This window comes from Devosia lucknowensis, assembly GCF_900177655.1.
GTDB classification, from domain to species: Bacteria; Pseudomonadota; Alphaproteobacteria; order Rhizobiales; family Devosiaceae; genus Devosia; species Devosia lucknowensis.
In genome coordinates, this window is record NZ_FXWK01000001.1 from 460,560 (window position 1) to 476,567 (window position 16,008).

General features: G+C 61.7%; 17 protein-coding genes. 13 read left to right on the plus strand and 4 right to left on the minus strand.

What is annotated here, in order from left to right; all coding sequences use genetic code 11:
* Nucleotides 1-192: 192 nt before the first annotated feature.
* Both CCK88_RS02165 and CCK88_RS02170 read right to left on the minus strand, forming a co-directional pair.
* A complete protein-coding gene (locus tag CCK88_RS02165; RefSeq protein WP_086468900.1) occupies nt 193-807 on the minus strand; it encodes a superoxide dismutase in 615 nt (204 codons plus the stop codon).
* Between the two features lie 99 nt (nt 808-906).
* Nucleotides 907-2,988: a S9 family peptidase gene (locus tag CCK88_RS02170; RefSeq protein ID WP_086468901.1), complete on the minus strand. Its 2,082-nt coding sequence runs from the start codon at nt 2,986-2,988 to the stop codon at nt 907-909.
* Nucleotides 2,989-3,203: 215 nt separating this feature from the next.
* Here CCK88_RS02170 and CCK88_RS02175 point away from each other — a divergent pair, with 215 nt between their 5' ends.
* The 11 genes from CCK88_RS02175 (at nt 3,204) to CCK88_RS02225 (ending at nt 11,812) form a co-directional block, all read left to right on the plus strand.
* A complete protein-coding gene (locus tag CCK88_RS02175) occupies nt 3,204-5,627 on the plus strand; it encodes a putative monovalent cation/H+ antiporter subunit A (RefSeq protein ID WP_086468902.1) in 2,424 nt (807 codons plus the stop codon).
* Nucleotides 5,624-6,049, plus strand: coding sequence for a Na(+)/H(+) antiporter subunit B (locus tag CCK88_RS02180; protein ID WP_086468903.1), 426 nt, complete (start codon nt 5,624-5,626; stop codon nt 6,047-6,049). Before CCK88_RS02175 ends, CCK88_RS02180 begins: the two co-directional genes overlap by 4 nt.
* Before the next feature lie 2 nt (nt 6,050-6,051).
* Nucleotides 6,052-6,429, plus strand: a complete 378-nt coding sequence (locus tag CCK88_RS02185) for a Na+/H+ antiporter subunit C (protein ID WP_086468904.1) — start codon at nt 6,052-6,054, stop codon at nt 6,427-6,429.
* Between the two features lie 22 nt (nt 6,430-6,451).
* Complete coding sequence (locus tag CCK88_RS02190) at nt 6,452-8,041, plus strand: proton-conducting transporter transmembrane domain-containing protein (RefSeq protein ID WP_170926322.1); 1,590 nt, start codon at nt 6,452-6,454, stop codon at nt 8,039-8,041.
* A complete protein-coding gene (locus CCK88_RS02195) occupies nt 8,038-8,517 on the plus strand; it encodes a Na+/H+ antiporter subunit E (RefSeq protein WP_086468906.1) in 480 nt (159 codons plus the stop codon). Before CCK88_RS02190 ends, CCK88_RS02195 begins: the two co-directional genes overlap by 4 nt.
* Complete coding sequence (locus tag CCK88_RS02200; RefSeq protein WP_086468907.1) at nt 8,514-8,822, plus strand: cation:proton antiporter; 309 nt, start codon at nt 8,514-8,516, stop codon at nt 8,820-8,822. Before CCK88_RS02195 ends, CCK88_RS02200 begins: the two co-directional genes overlap by 4 nt.
* The gene (mnhG, locus tag CCK88_RS02205) at nt 8,822-9,187 is read left to right on the plus strand and encodes a monovalent cation/H(+) antiporter subunit G (RefSeq protein ID WP_086468908.1); all 366 of its coding nucleotides are present in this window, start codon (nt 8,822-8,824) and stop codon (nt 9,185-9,187) included. The genes CCK88_RS02200 and mnhG overlap by 1 nt, the downstream gene beginning before the upstream one ends.
* A 112-nt stretch (nt 9,188-9,299) precedes the next feature.
* Nucleotides 9,300-9,722: a Ros/MucR family transcriptional regulator gene (locus CCK88_RS02210; protein WP_086468909.1), complete on the plus strand. Its 423-nt coding sequence runs from the start codon at nt 9,300-9,302 to the stop codon at nt 9,720-9,722.
* 136 nt (nt 9,723-9,858) lie between these two features.
* Entirely contained in the window at nt 9,859-10,212 is a 354-nt protein-coding gene (locus CCK88_RS02215; RefSeq protein ID WP_086470769.1) for a helix-turn-helix domain-containing protein, read from the plus strand.
* 2 nt (nt 10,213-10,214) lie between these two features.
* Nucleotides 10,215-10,694: a DUF6456 domain-containing protein gene (locus tag CCK88_RS02220; protein ID WP_086468910.1), complete on the plus strand. Its 480-nt coding sequence runs from the start codon at nt 10,215-10,217 to the stop codon at nt 10,692-10,694.
* An 83-nt stretch (nt 10,695-10,777) separates the two neighbouring features.
* The gene (locus tag CCK88_RS02225; RefSeq protein ID WP_086468911.1) at nt 10,778-11,812 is read left to right on the plus strand and encodes an acyltransferase family protein; all 1,035 of its coding nucleotides are present in this window, start codon (nt 10,778-10,780) and stop codon (nt 11,810-11,812) included.
* On the opposite strand, the gene CCK88_RS02230 is transcribed toward CCK88_RS02225, so the two are convergent.
* On the minus strand, nt 11,809-12,237 hold the full coding sequence (locus CCK88_RS02230) for a SufE family protein (protein WP_086468912.1): 429 nt from the start codon (nt 12,235-12,237) through the stop codon (nt 11,809-11,811). The genes CCK88_RS02225 and CCK88_RS02230 overlap by 4 nt on opposite strands.
* Before the next feature lie 171 nt (nt 12,238-12,408).
* Nucleotides 12,409-12,708, minus strand: a complete 300-nt coding sequence (locus CCK88_RS02235) for a hypothetical protein (RefSeq protein ID WP_086468913.1) — start codon at nt 12,706-12,708, stop codon at nt 12,409-12,411.
* A 336-nt stretch (nt 12,709-13,044) separates the two neighbouring features.
* Here CCK88_RS02235 and CCK88_RS02240 point away from each other — a divergent pair, with 336 nt between their 5' ends.
* Entirely contained in the window at nt 13,045-14,856 is a 1,812-nt protein-coding gene (locus tag CCK88_RS02240; RefSeq protein WP_086468914.1) for a PAS domain-containing sensor histidine kinase, read from the plus strand.
* Entirely contained in the window at nt 14,853-16,007 is a 1,155-nt protein-coding gene (locus tag CCK88_RS02245; RefSeq protein ID WP_170926323.1) for a peptidoglycan-binding domain-containing protein, read from the plus strand. Before CCK88_RS02240 ends, CCK88_RS02245 begins: the two co-directional genes overlap by 4 nt.
* The last annotated feature ends 1 nt before the right edge of the window (nt 16,008 follow it).

Below are 16,008 nucleotides of genomic sequence, written 5' to 3' on the forward strand. Positions count from 1 at the left end.
GAGAGATAGCGGAAAAGGTAAATGACGCAATGAGTTCGCTTGGCTGCTGCGCATGCTACTTGGATACGCGTCGAAAGTAGCCGCCGCTCCCGCCGGGCACTGCGGCGCTTGCCTGCTAAAGCTGGAGGTCAGCTCGTCAAAAGGAAACGGCGGGATCGCTCCCGCCGTTCTTTGACTTCTGCTCCAGTCGGATCAGGCCTTGGCTTCTTCGAACATGTGCTCGACATGTTCCCAGTTCACGAGGTTATCGAACCAGGCTTCGAGATACTTCGGGCGCGCATTGCGGTAGTCGATGTAATAGGAGTGTTCCCAAACGTCGACGCCGAGCAGCGGGTGGCCGCCATGGACCAGCGGCGACTCGCCATTGGCGGTCTTGGTGACTTCGAGCTTGCCGGACTTCTGGTTGAGCGACAGCCATGCCCAGCCCGAACCAAACTGCGTTGTGCCGGCCTGGATGAAATCAGCGCGGAACTTGTCGAAACCGCCCAGATCTTCGTCGACCTTCGCGGCCAGCTTGCCCGGCAGCGACTTGCCGCCGCCATTCGGCTTCATCCAGTTCCAGAAATGGACGTGGTTGTAGTGCTGACCCGCATTGTTGAAGAGGCCTGCATTCTTGCCGAAGCTCTCCTTGACGATGTCTTCAAGCGGCAGGATTTCCAGCCCCGAGCCTTCAAGCAGCTTCTCACCGTTCGTGACGTAGGCCTGATGATGCTTGTCGTGGTGGAATTCGAGCGTCTCGGCCGACATGTAGGGGCCCAGCGCGTCATAGGCATAGGGCAGGGGCGGCAGGGTAAACTTGGTGGACATGGAAAGCCTCCTTGGATGGAAGTGGATGACGCTGGCGGATGCCAAAATTCATAGATGTTATAGGCGGATGCACATGGCACAACAATGTCGGGCGAGGAACTAACCGTCCAATCCGGCAGACTTTATCGCAAAGGCATAGCACTGCGCGGTTTCCTTGAGCCGGTCGAAGCGGCCCGAAGCTCCGGCATGCCCGGCCCCCATGTTCGTCTTGAGATACAATGGGGCGTCGCCCAGCTTGGTTGCCCGAAGTTTGGCCACCCACTTGGCTGGTTCCCAATAGGTGACGCGTGGATCGGTGAGGCCGGCGAGTGCTAAGATTGGTGGATAAGCCTGGGCCGACACGGCTTCGTAGGGTGCATAGTCCGCGATGCGCTCGTAGTCCTCTGCAGAGGTGATGGGATTGCCCCATTCCGGCCATTCGGGAGGCGTCAGCGGCAGCGTATCGTCGAGCATAGTGTTGAGCACATCGACGAAAGGCACCTGAGCGATAACGCCGCCCCAGAGGTCCGGCCGAAGGTTGGCAACGGCGCCCATCAGCATGCCACCTGCCGAACCACCCTGCGCGATGATCTTGCCTTTTCGGGTAAAGCCTTCGGCAATCAGCATCTCGGCCGCAGCGATGAAGTCGGTGAATGTGTTTGTCTTGTGCTCCCGTCGGCCCTGCCTGTACCAGCGGTAGCCCTTTTCCATACCGCCGCGAATATGGGCGATGGCATAAACGAAGCCGCGGTCGACCAGCGACAGGACCGAAACCGAGAAGCTGGCCGGCATCGACATGCCATAAGCGCCGTACCCATAAAGAAGAGTAGGGTTGGACCCGTCCAGCACGGCTCCTTTGCGGTAAAGCACGGTGACCGGCACCTGTTCGCCATCTGCGGCGGTGGCGAAAAGCCTGCGCGTCTCATAGTCGGCAGGATCATGACCCGACGGAACTTCCTGTGTCTTGAGCAGGGTGCGCTTTCCGGTATCGAGGTCGACGTCGAAGAGTTGCTGCGGCGTCGTCGGAGATGAATAGGAGAGGCGGAAGACCGACGTGTCGAATTCGTATCCGGTCGACATGCCAAGCGAATACGCTTCCTCGGCGAAGTCGACGGTTTCTTCCTTTCCGCTGCGCAAGTCGCGGGCAACAATGCGCGGCAGGCCATCCTGCCGTTCGAGGCGGAGCAGGTGGTTGCGAAGCAGGGCAACGTCGAGGATCAGAATGCCTTCGCGGTGCGGCACGAGATCGACCCAGTTCGAGGCATCCGGCGCATCGGCCGCAACGGTGACGATCTTGTAGTCCTCGGCGCCATCGGCATTGGTGCGGATATAAAGCACCCCCTCGCGCTCATCGACTTCGTATTCCCGATCGACCACGCGCGGCGCGACAAGGCGCGGCTCGCCGCCTTGTCGCGCATCGATGAGCCAGACCTCCGACGTCTGGTGATCATGGGCATCGATGACGATGAACTTGTCCGACAGCGTCTTGCCGACGCCCACAAAGAAGCCCGGGTCCTTTTCTTCATAAATGATGGGATCGACAGCCTGGTCGGTGCCAAGGTCATGGCGACGGATCCGGTAAGGACGATGGTTGTCGTCGTACTCGGTATAATAAAGTGCGCGGCTGTCGTTGGACCAGACATAGGAGCCCGCCGTGTTGCGGATGATGTCGGAGCTGTCCTCGCCGCTGGCGATGTCGCGAAGCACGATGTCGTAATACTCGGATCCGGCCCGGTCCGCTGCCCATGCCAGGGTGCGATGCGACGGGTCGTGGCTGGCGCCCCCGAAACCGAAATAGCCCTCGCCCGCTTCGAGGTTGCAATCGAGCAGCACCGTTTCGTCGCCGCCCGCGCGGGGCGTCCGGACGATCAGGGGATACTGCTTGCCCTCGAGCATGCGGGTGTTGTAGGCCCAGTCACGATCGGGCAATGCCACGCCGCTATCGTCTTCTTTGATGCGCCCGCGGATTTCCCTGTAAATCTTTTCCTGCAGGTCCGCCGTCGGCTTGCCGAATTCGGCCTCGTAAAAGCTGTTCTCGTCATCGAGGTAGCTGCGGATTTGCGGATCCAGCGACTCGGGTTTCTGCATCACCTCTTGCCAGTTTTCGGCGCGAAGCCACGCATATGGATCGTCACGGGTAACGTTGTGGTGCGTATGGCTGTGGGGCACGCGCTTGGCGACCGGCGGGGTGAGTTTCGTCATGGTGTCTCCGCGAAACCGACGGCAGGGAGCCGCCATGGCAGGGTATGTCAGCACATAGGCTCCCGAACGCCGCTTTGCCAGTCCCGGAAACCGTTGAAAACGCATGTGTCAATGGTCGCACACGGCCCGATTCCGCTTGTCGCGAGGGACTCAATCGTTAAGGTCGCTGGCAACAATCGAGATGAATCGCATAGAGCCGGGGAGGAGGGGGAGCATTGGGGCAGTCCCTTGAAGCAGGCATTGGTCTTTCCGTGGCCGCGCCGTTCGTGGCTGCAATCCTGGCACCGATCATCCATCGGTTTGCGGGCCGCTTCAGCGGCTGGATACTGGCCTTGGTGCCCGCTGGCATTTTTGCGTTTCTTCTCGGATTTGCGCCCAAAATCGCAGGCGGCGAGACGGTGACGAGCGTCATCGACTGGATTCCGGCTTACGGCATAGGGCTGTCGTTTCTCCTTGACGGTTTGAGCCTGATCTTTGCCCTCACCATATCGGGCGTTGGCAGCCTGATCATCCTTTACGCCGGCGCCTACTTGGCGGGACACCGGCATCAGGGGCGATTTCTGGCCTTCATGCTCGCCTTCATGGGGGCGATGCTCGGTCTGGTCCTTGCAGACAGCCTGCTGGTTCTTTTCGTATTCTGGGAACTGACCTCGGTCACCTCGTTCCTGCTGATCGGGTTCGACCATGCCCGCCAGGCCGCCCGTCGCGGCGCCATTCAGGCGCTGGTCATCACCAATATCGGGGGCATGTTCCTGCTCGCCGGCGGCATCCTCGTGCAGCAGGTGTCTGGTAGCTGGGAGATGAGCGCCGTCCGGGAACTGGGCGAAGTGCTTCGCGGAAGCAGCGCTTATCTGCTGATCCTGATCTGTTTTCTGGGCGCCGCCTTCACCAAGTCGGCCCAGTTCCCGCTGCACTTCTGGCTTCCCAATGCCATGGAAGCGCCGACGCCGGTTTCGGCCTTTCTGCACTCGGCAACAATGGTGCAGGCCGGCGTTTATCTGCTCGCGCGTATGACCCCGTCGCTTGGCGGTACCGACGTCTGGACCAATATCCTCGTGATTTCAGGCTGCATCACGCTGATCTGGGCCGCTCTGGGCGCACTCAAGCAGACCGATCTCAAGCAGATGCTGGCGCAAACGACCATCGCTTCGCTCGGTCTGCTCGTTCTGCTCATTGGGCTGGGCAGTACATACGCCATTGCGGCGATGGTGGTCTATTTTGTGGCTCACGCTTTCTACAAGGCCGGCCTCTTCATGGTGGTCGGTGCGGTCGATCACGAGGCAGGGACGCGGGAAATCACTGCGCTGGGCGGCCTTGCGGACAAGATGCCGGTGACCTTCATCGCGGCATCGCTGGCTTCCCTGTCGATGATTGGTCTGCCGCTCACCGTCGGCTATTTCGCCAAGGAAGAAATGTATCTCGGCCTTCTAGGTGGCGAATGGATGGCCTGGCTGGTTCTGGTCGTCCTCGTCGCCGGAAACGCCATGCTCGCCGGCGTCGCGCTTTTGATCATGATCCGCCCGTTCCTTGGTGAGACCTTATCGACGCCCAGGAAGGCGCATGAAGCCCCGGTCGCCATGCTCGCGGGCCCAATCGTGCTGGGCAGTGCGGGTATTGTCGCGGGGGTGTTGCCGGACTGGTTGGGCCATGATGTTCTGGTTCCGGGTGCCAGCGCCATTCTGGGTATGCCAGTGGAAAGTCACCTGACGCTCGCTCTCGACTTTGCCTCGCCGCTTCTCTGGCTTTCGGCGCTGACCTGGGCGTTTGGCATCGTGGTCTACCGCCAGGTCGACGCAATCCGCACCCTGCTGCGCCGCTTCGACGCAGTGCTGGGATGGACGGCCGATACCGTTTTCGACAGCGTCATGTTCGGCCTCATCCGTTTCTCCGGTGCGCTGACGCGCCTGCTGCATCACGGCCAGCTTGAATTTTACCTTGTGGTGGTCTTCGCGGCGATGGCTGCTGCGATTTTCGGGCCGATGATGCTCTTCGGCGGTCTCGACTGGATCGTGCCAACGTCCGACCTGGGTGACTGGAGCCAGCGACTGCAGCTGCCGCCGCTTCAGGTCTACGAGTGGGGCGTCATCGGGCTCGCGGTGCTCGGGCTTGTGGCAGTGGTCGCAGCGCCTTCACGTCTCGTGGCGATCCTGTCCTTGGGCGTGCAGGGAACGGCCGTCGCCCTGATTTTCCTTTTGTTCGGCGCGCCCGACCTGGCCTTTACCCAACTCATGGTGGAAATTCTCTCGGTCGTGATCCTGACATTCGTCATGACGCGGCTACGTTTGGACCAGCGCGATCACCGGCGTTTCGAGGACTGGGCGCGCGACGGCAGCCTCGCTGTGCTTTGCGGGCTTGGGGTGAGCCTCCTGCTCATGCTGGTTCTCAACGGAACGCTCGACACGCGCCTCTCTGATTTCTTTACCGCCACGAGCGTGCCGATTGCCCACGGGTCGAACATCGTCAACGTCATCCTCGTCGACTATCGCGGTTTCGATACTCTGGGCGAAATCGCAGTGGTCATGGGCGCTGGCATCGCGATCCTGGCGCTGCTGCGCCGCGCCAGGAAAACGCCTGCCGGAAGGCACCCCGACGTGAGGAAGGTCGCTTTGGTTCGCAAGGCGAGGAAGACGGCACCATGAACACCGTGATCTTCCGGACCCTGGCTCCGCTCATCGTTGCGATCATGCTGGTCTTTTCGATGTATATTTGTTTGCGCGGGCACAATGAACCGGGTGGCGGTTTCATCGGCGGGCTGATCGCAGCGGCCTCCATCGGGGTTTTCGGCATGGCCTCTGGCGTAGCGACCGTGCGCCGCGCGCTGCGCGTCGACCCAATCGCGATTGCCGGGTTTGGCGTGGTTCTGGCCGGGTTTTCGGGCTTGCTGAGCCTCTTTACGGGCTCGCCCTTCATGACCAGCATCTGGCTCTACGTACCCCTCGGCGATAGCAACATACCGCTGTCCACGCCACTTTTCTTCGATCTGGGTGTCTACTGCGTCGTCTTCGGCACGTTGTCGGCCATCGCCCTTTCACTCGAAAGCGACCGCGAGGAGGATCTCTGAGGATGGACTACGTCCTTGCCGCGCTTGTCGGCCTTTTCATCGCTACCGGCTGCTATTTGCTGCTGTCGCGCTCGGTCATCCGCATGCTGATCGGCATGACGATCTTCGGTAACGGCGTGAACCTTTTGATCTTCACCGCCGGCCGCGTTACGCAGTCGGTCGCGCCGATCGTGCCGCCGGGTCTCGACGCACCGGAGGGGCCGATCGCCAACCCGCTGCCGCAGGCGCTGATACTGACCGCCATCGTTATCGGGTTTTCGATGTTCGCCTTCCTGCTCGTGCTCGCTTTCCGGGCCTATCAGAGCCTCGATGCGGACAATACCGACACCATGCGTCTGGCTGAGCCCGAACGCTCGCCCAACCCACCTTTGAGTTACTGAGGCCATGGAAAATCACGAAACCATGGCGGATCTGCCTCGGGCGATGATCGACACTATGACGCCTGCCTCGGCCTGGATCATCGTCCTGCCTATCGTCCTGGCCCTGATGGGCGCTGCCGGCCTTTTGATGTTGCGCCGCAACAACGGCGCCCCAGTGATCGGGGCGGTGATCGTTGTGGTCGGCATCATTGCCTGCGAAATCGCGTTGCTGTTGGAGGTCATCGCCAACGGGCCGGTCAGCATGACCATGGGGAAGTGGCTGCCACCCTTTGGTATCAGCCTGACTGCCGACGTGTTCGGCGCCAGTTTTGCGCTGGCTTCCGCGGTCGTGACGCTCATCGTGCTGCTCTACGCCGAGATCGACAGGGCAGACGCAGACGGACGCGACGCTTTCCATTCCATGGTGCTGTTATTGCTGGCGGGCGTGACCGGCGCGTTCCTGACCGGCGACCTTTTCAACCTCTATGTCTGGTTCGAGGTGACGCTGATCGCGTCCTTTGGCCTGATCGTGCAGGGCGGGCGACCGGCGCAACTTGATGCTGCGGTGAAATACGGGTTTCTCAATTTTCTGGCGACGACGCTGTTCCTGCTGTCACTTGGCCTTCTCTATGGCCTTCTCGGCACGCTCAACATGGCCGATATCATGCGGGTCGCCCCGCTAGCCGATCCTGCGTCGATGGCTGGAGTTGCCGCGCTCCTCATGCTGGCTTTTGGCATGAAGGCGGCGGCATTCCCGCTCAACGCCTGGCTCCCCGCGTCCTATCACACGCCATCGGCAGCGGTGTCTGCGCTCTTTGCCGGGCTGCTCACCAAGGTCGGCGCCTATGCGCTGCTGCGTTCACTGGTCGCCCTGCTGCCCGCCAGCCGTGACCTGCTTGAGCCCGCCCTGGCTGTCATTGCCATCGCCACGCTGGTCACCGCTCCCCTGGGGGCGATCGCCGAGACCAACCTGCGCCGCGCCGTTGGCTTTCTTGTCATCGGCGGCATCGGCGCTGTGCTTGCAGGATTGGCCATGCCTTCGCTGGACGGTGTGGCGGGATCTGGCCTCTACATCTTCCACGCCATCCTCACCATGACGGCGCTCTATATGGTCGCGGGTCTGATCGAAAAGCGAACCGCTGCAACCGATACAAGGCAGATGGGCGGCCTCTATGCCGCAAGCACGCCGCTCTCCATCCTGTTCTTCGTCCTGGTTCTCGCATCCGCCGGTGTTCCGCCGTTCCTTGGTTTCTGGCCCAAGCTTCTCCTCATTGAGGCTGGTGTGGCAGAGGGCATGGCGACAACGGGGCAGGGATGGATCGGGATCGGCCTGGTAACTGCATTGCTGATCAACGCCGTGCTCACACTCATCGCCGGCTCGCGCCTCTGGTCGCACATCTTCTGGCGATCGGGGCCGGAAGGCGAGGGGACCGAGCATGCCAGCCCGAACCTGGTAGCGTTTGACCGTCGCGGGCGGCTGGCGTTAGGCGCCAGCGCAGCGCTGACATTGGGCATAGCGGCAATCGGCCTCTGGCCCGGGCCGCTGATGGGTGCCGTGAGTGTCGGCGCGGCCGACATCCTGGACCCGGCCCGCTACGTGGCGGCGACCGGACTTGCCGGAGAGGGCCCATGAACACCGCTTTTCTGGTCGTCATCCTGGCGCTGGTCTGGGCCGGCATAACCGGGAGCTTTTCCGGCCTTAATCTCCTTTTCGGCGGTTTAATCGGCGCCGCTGCGGTCTATCTGCTCCGCGATGCCATGGCAGGTCCGCGCTCCCCAAAACGCCTGGGGCGTATTCTCTCTCTGGCGGTGCTGTTCCTCTACGAACTGGTGGTCAGCGCGGTCCGCGTGGCCGCCGTGGTCATACGTCCTGATCTGTCGAGGGCGGTACGCCCGGCCATTGTGGCCGTCCCCATCGCGCTCAAGTCCGATGTGGAAATCACGCTGCTCGCCAACATGATCACGCTCACTCCCGGAACGCTGTCCGTCGACCTCTCCGACGACAGGTCTGTGCTCTACGTCCACGCGCTCTACATGGCCGACCGGGAAGGCATGATCGCCGACATCACCAATGGCTTTGAGAAAAAGGTCAGGGAGGTGTTCGAATGACCCCTGAGACCTTCATTGACTGGGCGACCCTCGTTTCGCTGGTTGTGCTCGGATTGTCGCTGCTGATCTCCATGGTGCGGATCGTAGTCGGACCGACCTTGGCCGACCGGGTTCTGGCGCTCGATCTCCTTACCGTAGTCGCTATGGGCTTCATCGGAGCTGTGGCGGTACGGACCGGCCTCTGGCTCTATCTCGACATCGCGGTGGCCCTGGCGCTCCTCGGCTTCCTCGCCACCGTGGCCCTGTCACGATACATCCTCATGCGCGGTGAAGACGGCAAATCGCCCAGCAGGGAGAAGCCTTGATGCTGAATGCGATCGCGATCTACCTCGGCGGCACGCTGCTGGTTGTCGGCGCTCTGTTCACCCTGCTGGCCGCCATAGGCGTGGTCCGTCTGCCCGACCTGTATACGCGGATGCATGCAGCATCCAAGGCTGGCGCGGTTGGTGGCGGACTGATTCTCTTGGCCGTCGCCGTACTGAGTCAGGATGCTGCAGTCTCCGTACGCGCAATTATTGGCGTAGTTTTCCTGTTGCTGACCACGCCTGTTTCGGCTCATCTTTTGGCGCGTGCCAGTTATTTGTCCGGCTACAAGCCGAGCAGTGAAACGTTGATCGATGAGCTCGCACCAAACAACGGACAAAATCCCGTAGCAAAACAGCCGCACTAGTTACATGTAAGACGGCCCGCCGGGGTTGCATGCCCTAGTAAACGGACATAATAAATCACCAGGACGTGACGGCCCCTGTTGCGTCCCAATAATAAAATTGGAAGGTTGAAAAATGAACGACGAGACCGGCGCGTTCGCAACTGCTGACGCCGATCTGATCGAACTCAGCACGGAAATTGTCTCTGCCTACGTCAGCCATAACGCAGTCAGCCCTGGTGACCTGCCGAAACTGATCGCCGAAGTGCATGGGGCGCTGCGCGCCCTGCAGACCAACGAAGTGCCTGCGCCTGTGGAAGAGCTCAAGCCCGCAGTGCCAGTTCGCAAGTCGGTTGCCAACGACTACATCATCTGCCTGGAAGACGGAAAGAAGTTCAAGTCTCTCAAGCGTCACCTGCGCACGCACTACAATCTCTCGCCGGAAGAATACCGCGAGAAGTGGGGCCTGCCCGCCGACTACCCGATGGTCGCCCCCAGCTATTCCGCGACCCGCTCCAAGTTGGCCAAGGACAACGGCCTCGGCCGCAAGGTCGACTAAAACTTTCGAGTTTCAGCGTCTTCGATGAATGGCCGCCCCAAAGGGCGGCCATTTTCATTTTCGTCACCGACTTATCCCCGGTCGATAGCCTCAGCGCAAAAATAGGAATATAATCTTATTTGCGTTGGAGCTGACCATGCCTGCCGAGTCGAGTGTTTCCCATCCTGCTGCGCATTTCCCGGTAGTTATCGGCCACCCGTTGCCGATTCAAAAGGTCGTCGACCTTGTGGCTGGAGAATTCAACGTTCCTCCATCACTCATTTTTAGTGCGACACGTTGCCGGTTGAGCGTGGCCCGCGCTCGGCAGTTGGCCATGTACCTGTCGCACGTCATCCTGGGATCGAGCCTCACTGCTGTCGGGATCGCGTTCGGAAGGGATAGGACAACAGTCTCATATGCCTGCGGCTTGATTGAGGACATGCGCGATGATCCCGTATTCGACGCGGAACTCACCGCGCTCGAAGCCCAGCTTCAGACCTGTGAGGGTTGACGATGACGGCAGCGAAAACATGTTTCGATGCCCCAGGACGCCTGGCTGCGGTCGGCTCGGGCAAGTTTCTTCTGCCGCATCATCTCGAAGCGGCGCGGCGCCTGAGCCTGCTGCTGGACCGTGCGCAGCTCAGGCAGAGAGTGACCATGAGCTGTGACCCAACGCGGGTAGGGGCGGGCAAAGGGGCCGCGCAATCCGATTTGACCGACAGCGCTGCAGACGCGCGGCGAAAGCTGACGGCCATTGCCGCCAGGCTCCCAGCCGACTGCTGGGGCATTCTCGTGGACGTATGCCTGTACGAAAAGGGTTTTCAGGACATCGAGACTGAACGCGGTTGGCCAAGGCGAGCGGCCAAACTGGTGCTGAGGATCGCCCTCGATCAGGTGGCGGCGACATTTGGATTGAACGCAAGTGCCGAAGGACGTTCCCACGCGGCCACTCGAAGCTGGTTGCCGGAGCGCCCGGCAATGTTCACGGACTAGGCCATTAACGATGTAATGATCGGTAAGGTTCGGCCGTTGGCGGCGCCTGATATGGTTGGCACCTACGAATTGCGGTGCGACCGATGTCGTCCAGGATCAATGCCATTCAATCGCTGAGAGCGGGTGCCGCCATCATGGTGCTGGCATCGCACGCCTTGCTTTATCCCTATGCAATTGCGGACCAGCCGCTGGTGTTCGGGCGTCTCGGTTGGCTGGGCGTGATCCTGTTTTTTGTCGTTTCGGGTTTCATTATGGTCGCGGTGACGGGGCAGGGCCGTTTTGGTGCCCGCGGGTTTCTGCAGCGGCGCATATTGCGTGTCGTGCCGCTCTACTGGGCCTTTACCCTGGCCGCCGCCGCGCTTGCGCTGCTCGTACCCAGCCTGTTCAGGACCACCGTGTTCGATGGCCAGCAGCTTGCGATGTCGCTGGCATTCATACCGTTCTACAATCCCACGAGCCACGGCCTGCATCCACTCTACAAGTTAGGCTGGACCTTGAACTACGAAATGTTCTTCTACGTCGTGTTCGCCATGCTGGCAGTGCTGACTGCTCGACGGCGGGTTCTGGTGCTGACGCTGGCCTTCTCGGGTCTCAGCCTTGTGGGTCTGGTCGCCCACCCCGAAAGTGCCATCCCGGCTTTCTATACCAGCTACATGCCGCTGGCTTTCGTCGCCGGAGCCTGGCTTGGGCTCGCCCATATCGAGCAGAGGTTGCAGGCGCTGCCACGAAGCGCGGCGCTGGTTTTGGCAGCAATTGGGTTGGCAGGCCTTGTCGAAGGCTTCTGGTTCGATCGCGGCGTCATCGAGGATGCTGCTGCCTTCCTTGGCTTCCTCGCTTTCGCCACCGCAGCGGTGACCCTTTTTGTTGGCTTCGACTCCAAGCTGCCGAGCCTCAAACCGCTTGAGCAACTGGGCGATGCGTCCTACTCGATTTACCTGGTGCACATCTTTGCCGTGGCGGCCATCGCCGGTGTACTCATGCGTGTGCTCGAGCCGCAGACGGTAGCTGCCTTTGTGGGCATAGCAGCAATCGCCATGGGCGGCGGCATCATAGCAGGATGGGCGGTCTACGCCTTGGTTGAGAAGCCGCTCATGGCACGTCTCAGGCGTTTGATCTAGGCGAGCGCCGACCGCGCCTCGCTGCGGATCCGATTGACCATCGCCACGAGTCCGTTTGAACGCTGCATGCCCAGGTGATCGCTGAGGCCCAGCTTCTTGAACCACTCGATCGCGTCGGTTTCCGCGATCTCCAATGCAGGACGGTTCGAATAGAGCGCGAGAAGCACCGCCACCAGACCCTTGGTGATGATGGCATCGGATTGGCCGCGAAAACTCAGCACGGGCGATCCGTTCGAAGAATGTTGTTCCGAAATCAGCCAGACGTTGGACACGCAGCCCTTCACCCTGGTCTCGTCGGTCTTGTCGCTATCAGCCATTGGCGGCAGCGATTGCCCCAGTTCGATGAGGTAATTGAGCCTGTCTTCCCAGTCATCGAGGAAGGATAGGTTGTCTGCGATGTTCTGGAATGGCTGCGGCTCGGTCATGCGCACTATCTAGGGGAGTGGCCCGTCGTTTGCCAGCCTGTCGATGGTGCAAAAGAAAAACCGCAGATGCGGGGCAGCATCTGCGGCAGGCGCCAGGGGGCGATGGAGTTGCGTCGCTTGGGGAAGTGACACGCCCCCTGGGGTCTCAAATGGTGCCCATGCGGGCACCCTTCAGCCCGCGCGGTCCGGCCGAGGTCTTGGAAGCGGAACCTGAAACTGCGCCGGCTCGACATGCATGGGAGCGCCGGCGTGCGGGTTTGTCTGAAGTGCCGCGGTAGCAAGCGCCTTGCCGCCGAGGCACGTAATATCCTGGCATTCGATGGACTGTATCTGTTGAGCGACGAACTGGCTGCCGCGCGCCATGGCCTCGCGGGAGAGTTCTCCTGCCGAATCGCTGACATCGGCGCCAATGCCTGGCCGGATGACCAGGAAGGCGAGGGTGAGCCAGAATGCAGAGCGAAGCAGAAACATCGTCTCGGGTCCATCGCGGCGGGACCATTTCCCGGCCGTGCCATCACCCTAAGTGCCTCACCTTAAGCGCGTTTTCGGCAATTCGATAAAATTTGAATTAAATGCCGGCATTGGCATCAAGGTCTGCAACCCCTTGTTTACGCTAACTCCCGAAACCGACCGGCCAGACCCCTCAGGTAGCCGTTCGCACGTCCGAACTTAAGCTCGTCTTAGCTGTTGCTGGCCGAGGTTTGAGACACCGAAGACCCGGATCCATCCGGGCAGCGCGGCCCGGGGAAGGGCGGCGATCCAGGCGAGACTGGATAGAACAGGCGTCGTTGAGTGAGTTATTTGTGGATGCGTAGCTTCAGTGTTTTCGGAGCCGGCCAGACCAGCGATTCCGCATCAGCGATGAGCGGCAATCGCCCGGAACTGCTGCGCCGCAAGACCATCGCAAACAATGCGCGCATCCTTGTGGCTGCGGCAGCGCTCTGTGTCATCCCGTCGACCTATCTCCTGGCCTCGGGCGCCTTCCTGCCATTCCTGCTGGCCTCGGTCGTGCTGGCCGCAGGCCTGGTTAGTCTCGCCATGCACCGCCGTGGTCAGATCGATGTCGCCGTGTCCGCCCAGGTCGCGGCGTTGATGGCTTCGGGGCTTATTCTGACGCTTGCGGATCCGAGGCTCGGCGATGCTGGCCTGGCCGTGGCTGTCATGGGGCCGGTGCTTGCAGCCCTGATTGCCCGCCCCGTCATGCGCCGCCTGACCTGGCTCGCTCTCGTGCCCGTGGCCGTCCTGGGCCTTGTGGCATCCGTCCTTGGCCTGCCGTCCACCCCCGTGGACGAACTGATTCTCCTTAGCGGTTCCTCCGCCGCCTTTGTCATTGCCTTCGTCGTCGTTGCGCACAGCGCGCATCGGATCAATGCGGCATACGAAGTGTACGACAAGGCCCAGATCAGCGCCTATCGCCACCTCATCGAACACGTGCAGGACGCCGTTCTGCGATTTTCGGCCGATGGGGCGATCATGCTGGCGTCGCGCTCCTCGGAAACACTTTTCGGCTGCCCCCGCTACCAGATCGCGGGCAGCAAGCTGAGCGAACGCTTGCACATCATGGATCGTCCGAGCTTTCTGACCGCATTTTCGGATGCCGCCGAGGATGGGCGGAGCCGCACGATCGAACTCCGCATCCGCCAGGAGGATCCCCGCGCGCGCTCCAGCGTGCCGCGCTTCGTCTGGGCCGAAATGCAGCTTTCGCCTATTCGCGAGGATAGCGCAGAAGGCGCGCGCTACGAGGTGATCGCACTGGTGCGCGATATCAGCGCCCGCAAGGACGCTGAAGCAGCCATGACCGAGGCGCGCCGGGTGGCGGAAGACGCCTCGCAGGCCAAGTCGCGGTTCCTTGCCACCATCGGCCACGAATTGCGCACGCCACTGAACGCAGTCGTCGGTTTTTCCGACATGATGACGTCAGGCATTGGCGGTGAACTGTCGACCACGCACCGGGAATATGCTGGCCTGATCCAGCAGAGCGGCAAGCATCTGCTCGAAGTCGTTGGCATGCTGCTGGACATGTCGCGCATCGAAGCGGGCAAATTCGAAATCCAGGCCGAGCCCATGGACCCTGCGGAAATCGCACCAGCCTGCCTGTCGATGGTGGAGTCGCTGGCTCAGGAACGCGGCATCCGTTTGGTCTCTGAGATCGAAACGGACCTGCCGATGATGACCGCGGACGAGCGCGTCTGCCGCCAGATCATGATCAACCTGCTCTCCAATGCCATAAAGTTCAGCCATGACGATGGAATCGTTACGGCCACCGTCAAGCGGCAGGGACAATCCATCAACTTCTCCGTACGTGACCGCGGAATTGGAATGGCGCCCGCTGCCATGGCGAGAATCGGCGAGCCCTTCTTCCAAGTTCAGGATGGCCTCAGCCGGAAATACGAGGGCACGGGGCTCGGGCTCTCGATCGTCAAGGGCTTGGTCGAACTGCATGGTGGCACGCTCCGGGCCATGTCCGAGATCGGGGCGGGGACAACCATCACTGTTTTGCTGCCTATAAACGGTCCGGCAACCAAACCCGGCGAAACTGCCGACATCCTTCATCTCTTTTCCGAGCCCGCTACCGCAGCCTCCACTTCATGGCCAAACGAAAAAAGAAAAGCGCAATGACGGCTTCGACCCTCACCCAGCTGCCCCTGATGGCCGGCGGCGCCCTGCTTGGCACCTTGAGCAAGGCGACGCACTGGACTTTCGCGCGCTATATGCGCGCGCCGCTCGCTTCGACGGGGCTGCTGGCCATGGTGACGATGACGGCCCTGGCCGGCAGCAACGCCCTGTTCTTCCAGACCGCACACCATCCCTCGCCCTTCTTTGCACCGGCGCGCGGTGAGGTCATGCCATTGCCGACCCCGGTCGTCGACCGGCCTGCGGCAGAACCTGCGGCCGTCCAATCGGTGCCCGAGATCGTTGAAACACCGGTCATGAGCACCGAGACAACGGGTAGCGTCGAACCGGCTCCGGCAATTCCGGATGGGCCCGTCGGCAACGCGCAGATGTTTGCGGTCCAGAAAAAGCTCTTCGAGCTGCAGCTCTTCAGCGGCAAGGTTGACGGCTACTACGGACCAAAGACTGCCGAAGCCATCCGCGCCTTCGAAACCCGCAATGGAATGACGCCGACCGGCGCCAATGATCCGACGGTGTTCGAGGTCATTCTCGGCTCCGATTCAGCCGGGCGCGCGGCGACGCCGGTAGCCCAGCAACCGCAGGCCGCAGCGCCGGCGCCTGTAGCGCAGCCTGTTGCGGTCGTTGAGACCCAGACCGCGCAACAGGACCAGATCGTTGCGCGCCTTCCGGCACTGTCCCCTGGCGAGCAGGTGCTCGACGGCGTTGCCAACAGCGCGGCCAGCACGATCGACACCATCATGGCGGCGGTGGACGGCGGCGGTTCGCGCGGTTCCGCCCCGGAGACCGTCAATCCGCCCACGCCACGGGCGTCGCTGCCCGAAACGGTGTCTTCGGTCCAGACCCAGCCCATGCCGGCCCCCGTGCAGCCCGCTCCCGTTCAGACGGTTCAGGTCGCCAGTGCGGCGCCCGTTACGACCCCGGCCAGCGTGCCGCCCGCGACCGACGCGGCGCTGGTGACCCAGATCCAGAAGGGCCTTGCCAGCCTCGGCTTCTTCCGCGGCCCGATCGACGGTCGTCCGGGCGCGGAAACCGCCAGGGCCATCAGGGAATTCGAGAATTTCCACCGCTACAAGATGACTGGCCAGGTTCAGCCTGACCTGGTGGATCTCCTGGTCAAGGCCGGCGCGACGATCTGAC

Bases quoted from the DNA above. Each gene is read 5' to 3' on its own strand.
- CCK88_RS02165 (WP_086468900.1), bottom strand. From the start codon at position 807: ATGTCCACCAAGTTTACCCTGCCGCCCCTGCCCTATGCCTATGACGCG.
- CCK88_RS02170 (WP_086468901.1), bottom strand. From the start codon at position 2,988: ATGACGAAACTCACCCCGCCGGTCGCCAAGCGCGTGCCCCACAGCCAT.
- CCK88_RS02180 (WP_086468903.1), top strand. From the start codon at position 5,624: ATGAACACCGTGATCTTCCGGACCCTGGCTCCGCTCATCGTTGCGATC.
- CCK88_RS02185 (WP_086468904.1), top strand. From the start codon at position 6,052: ATGGACTACGTCCTTGCCGCGCTTGTCGGCCTTTTCATCGCTACCGGC.
- CCK88_RS02190 (WP_170926322.1), top strand. From the start codon at position 6,452: ATGGCGGATCTGCCTCGGGCGATGATCGACACTATGACGCCTGCCTCG.
- CCK88_RS02195 (WP_086468906.1), top strand. From the start codon at position 8,038: ATGAACACCGCTTTTCTGGTCGTCATCCTGGCGCTGGTCTGGGCCGGC.
- CCK88_RS02200 (WP_086468907.1), top strand. From the start codon at position 8,514: ATGACCCCTGAGACCTTCATTGACTGGGCGACCCTCGTTTCGCTGGTT.
- mnhG (WP_086468908.1), top strand. From the start codon at position 8,822: ATGCTGAATGCGATCGCGATCTACCTCGGCGGCACGCTGCTGGTTGTC.
- CCK88_RS02210 (WP_086468909.1), top strand. From the start codon at position 9,300: ATGAACGACGAGACCGGCGCGTTCGCAACTGCTGACGCCGATCTGATC.
- CCK88_RS02215 (WP_086470769.1), top strand. From the start codon at position 9,859: ATGCCTGCCGAGTCGAGTGTTTCCCATCCTGCTGCGCATTTCCCGGTA.
- CCK88_RS02220 (WP_086468910.1), top strand. From the start codon at position 10,215: ATGACGGCAGCGAAAACATGTTTCGATGCCCCAGGACGCCTGGCTGCG.
- CCK88_RS02225 (WP_086468911.1), top strand. From the start codon at position 10,778: ATGTCGTCCAGGATCAATGCCATTCAATCGCTGAGAGCGGGTGCCGCC.
- CCK88_RS02230 (WP_086468912.1), bottom strand. From the start codon at position 12,237: ATGACCGAGCCGCAGCCATTCCAGAACATCGCAGACAACCTATCCTTC.
- CCK88_RS02235 (WP_086468913.1), bottom strand. From the start codon at position 12,708: ATGTTTCTGCTTCGCTCTGCATTCTGGCTCACCCTCGCCTTCCTGGTC.
- CCK88_RS02240 (WP_086468914.1), top strand. From the start codon at position 13,045: ATGCGTAGCTTCAGTGTTTTCGGAGCCGGCCAGACCAGCGATTCCGCA.
- CCK88_RS02245 (WP_170926323.1), top strand. From the start codon at position 14,853: ATGACGGCTTCGACCCTCACCCAGCTGCCCCTGATGGCCGGCGGCGCC.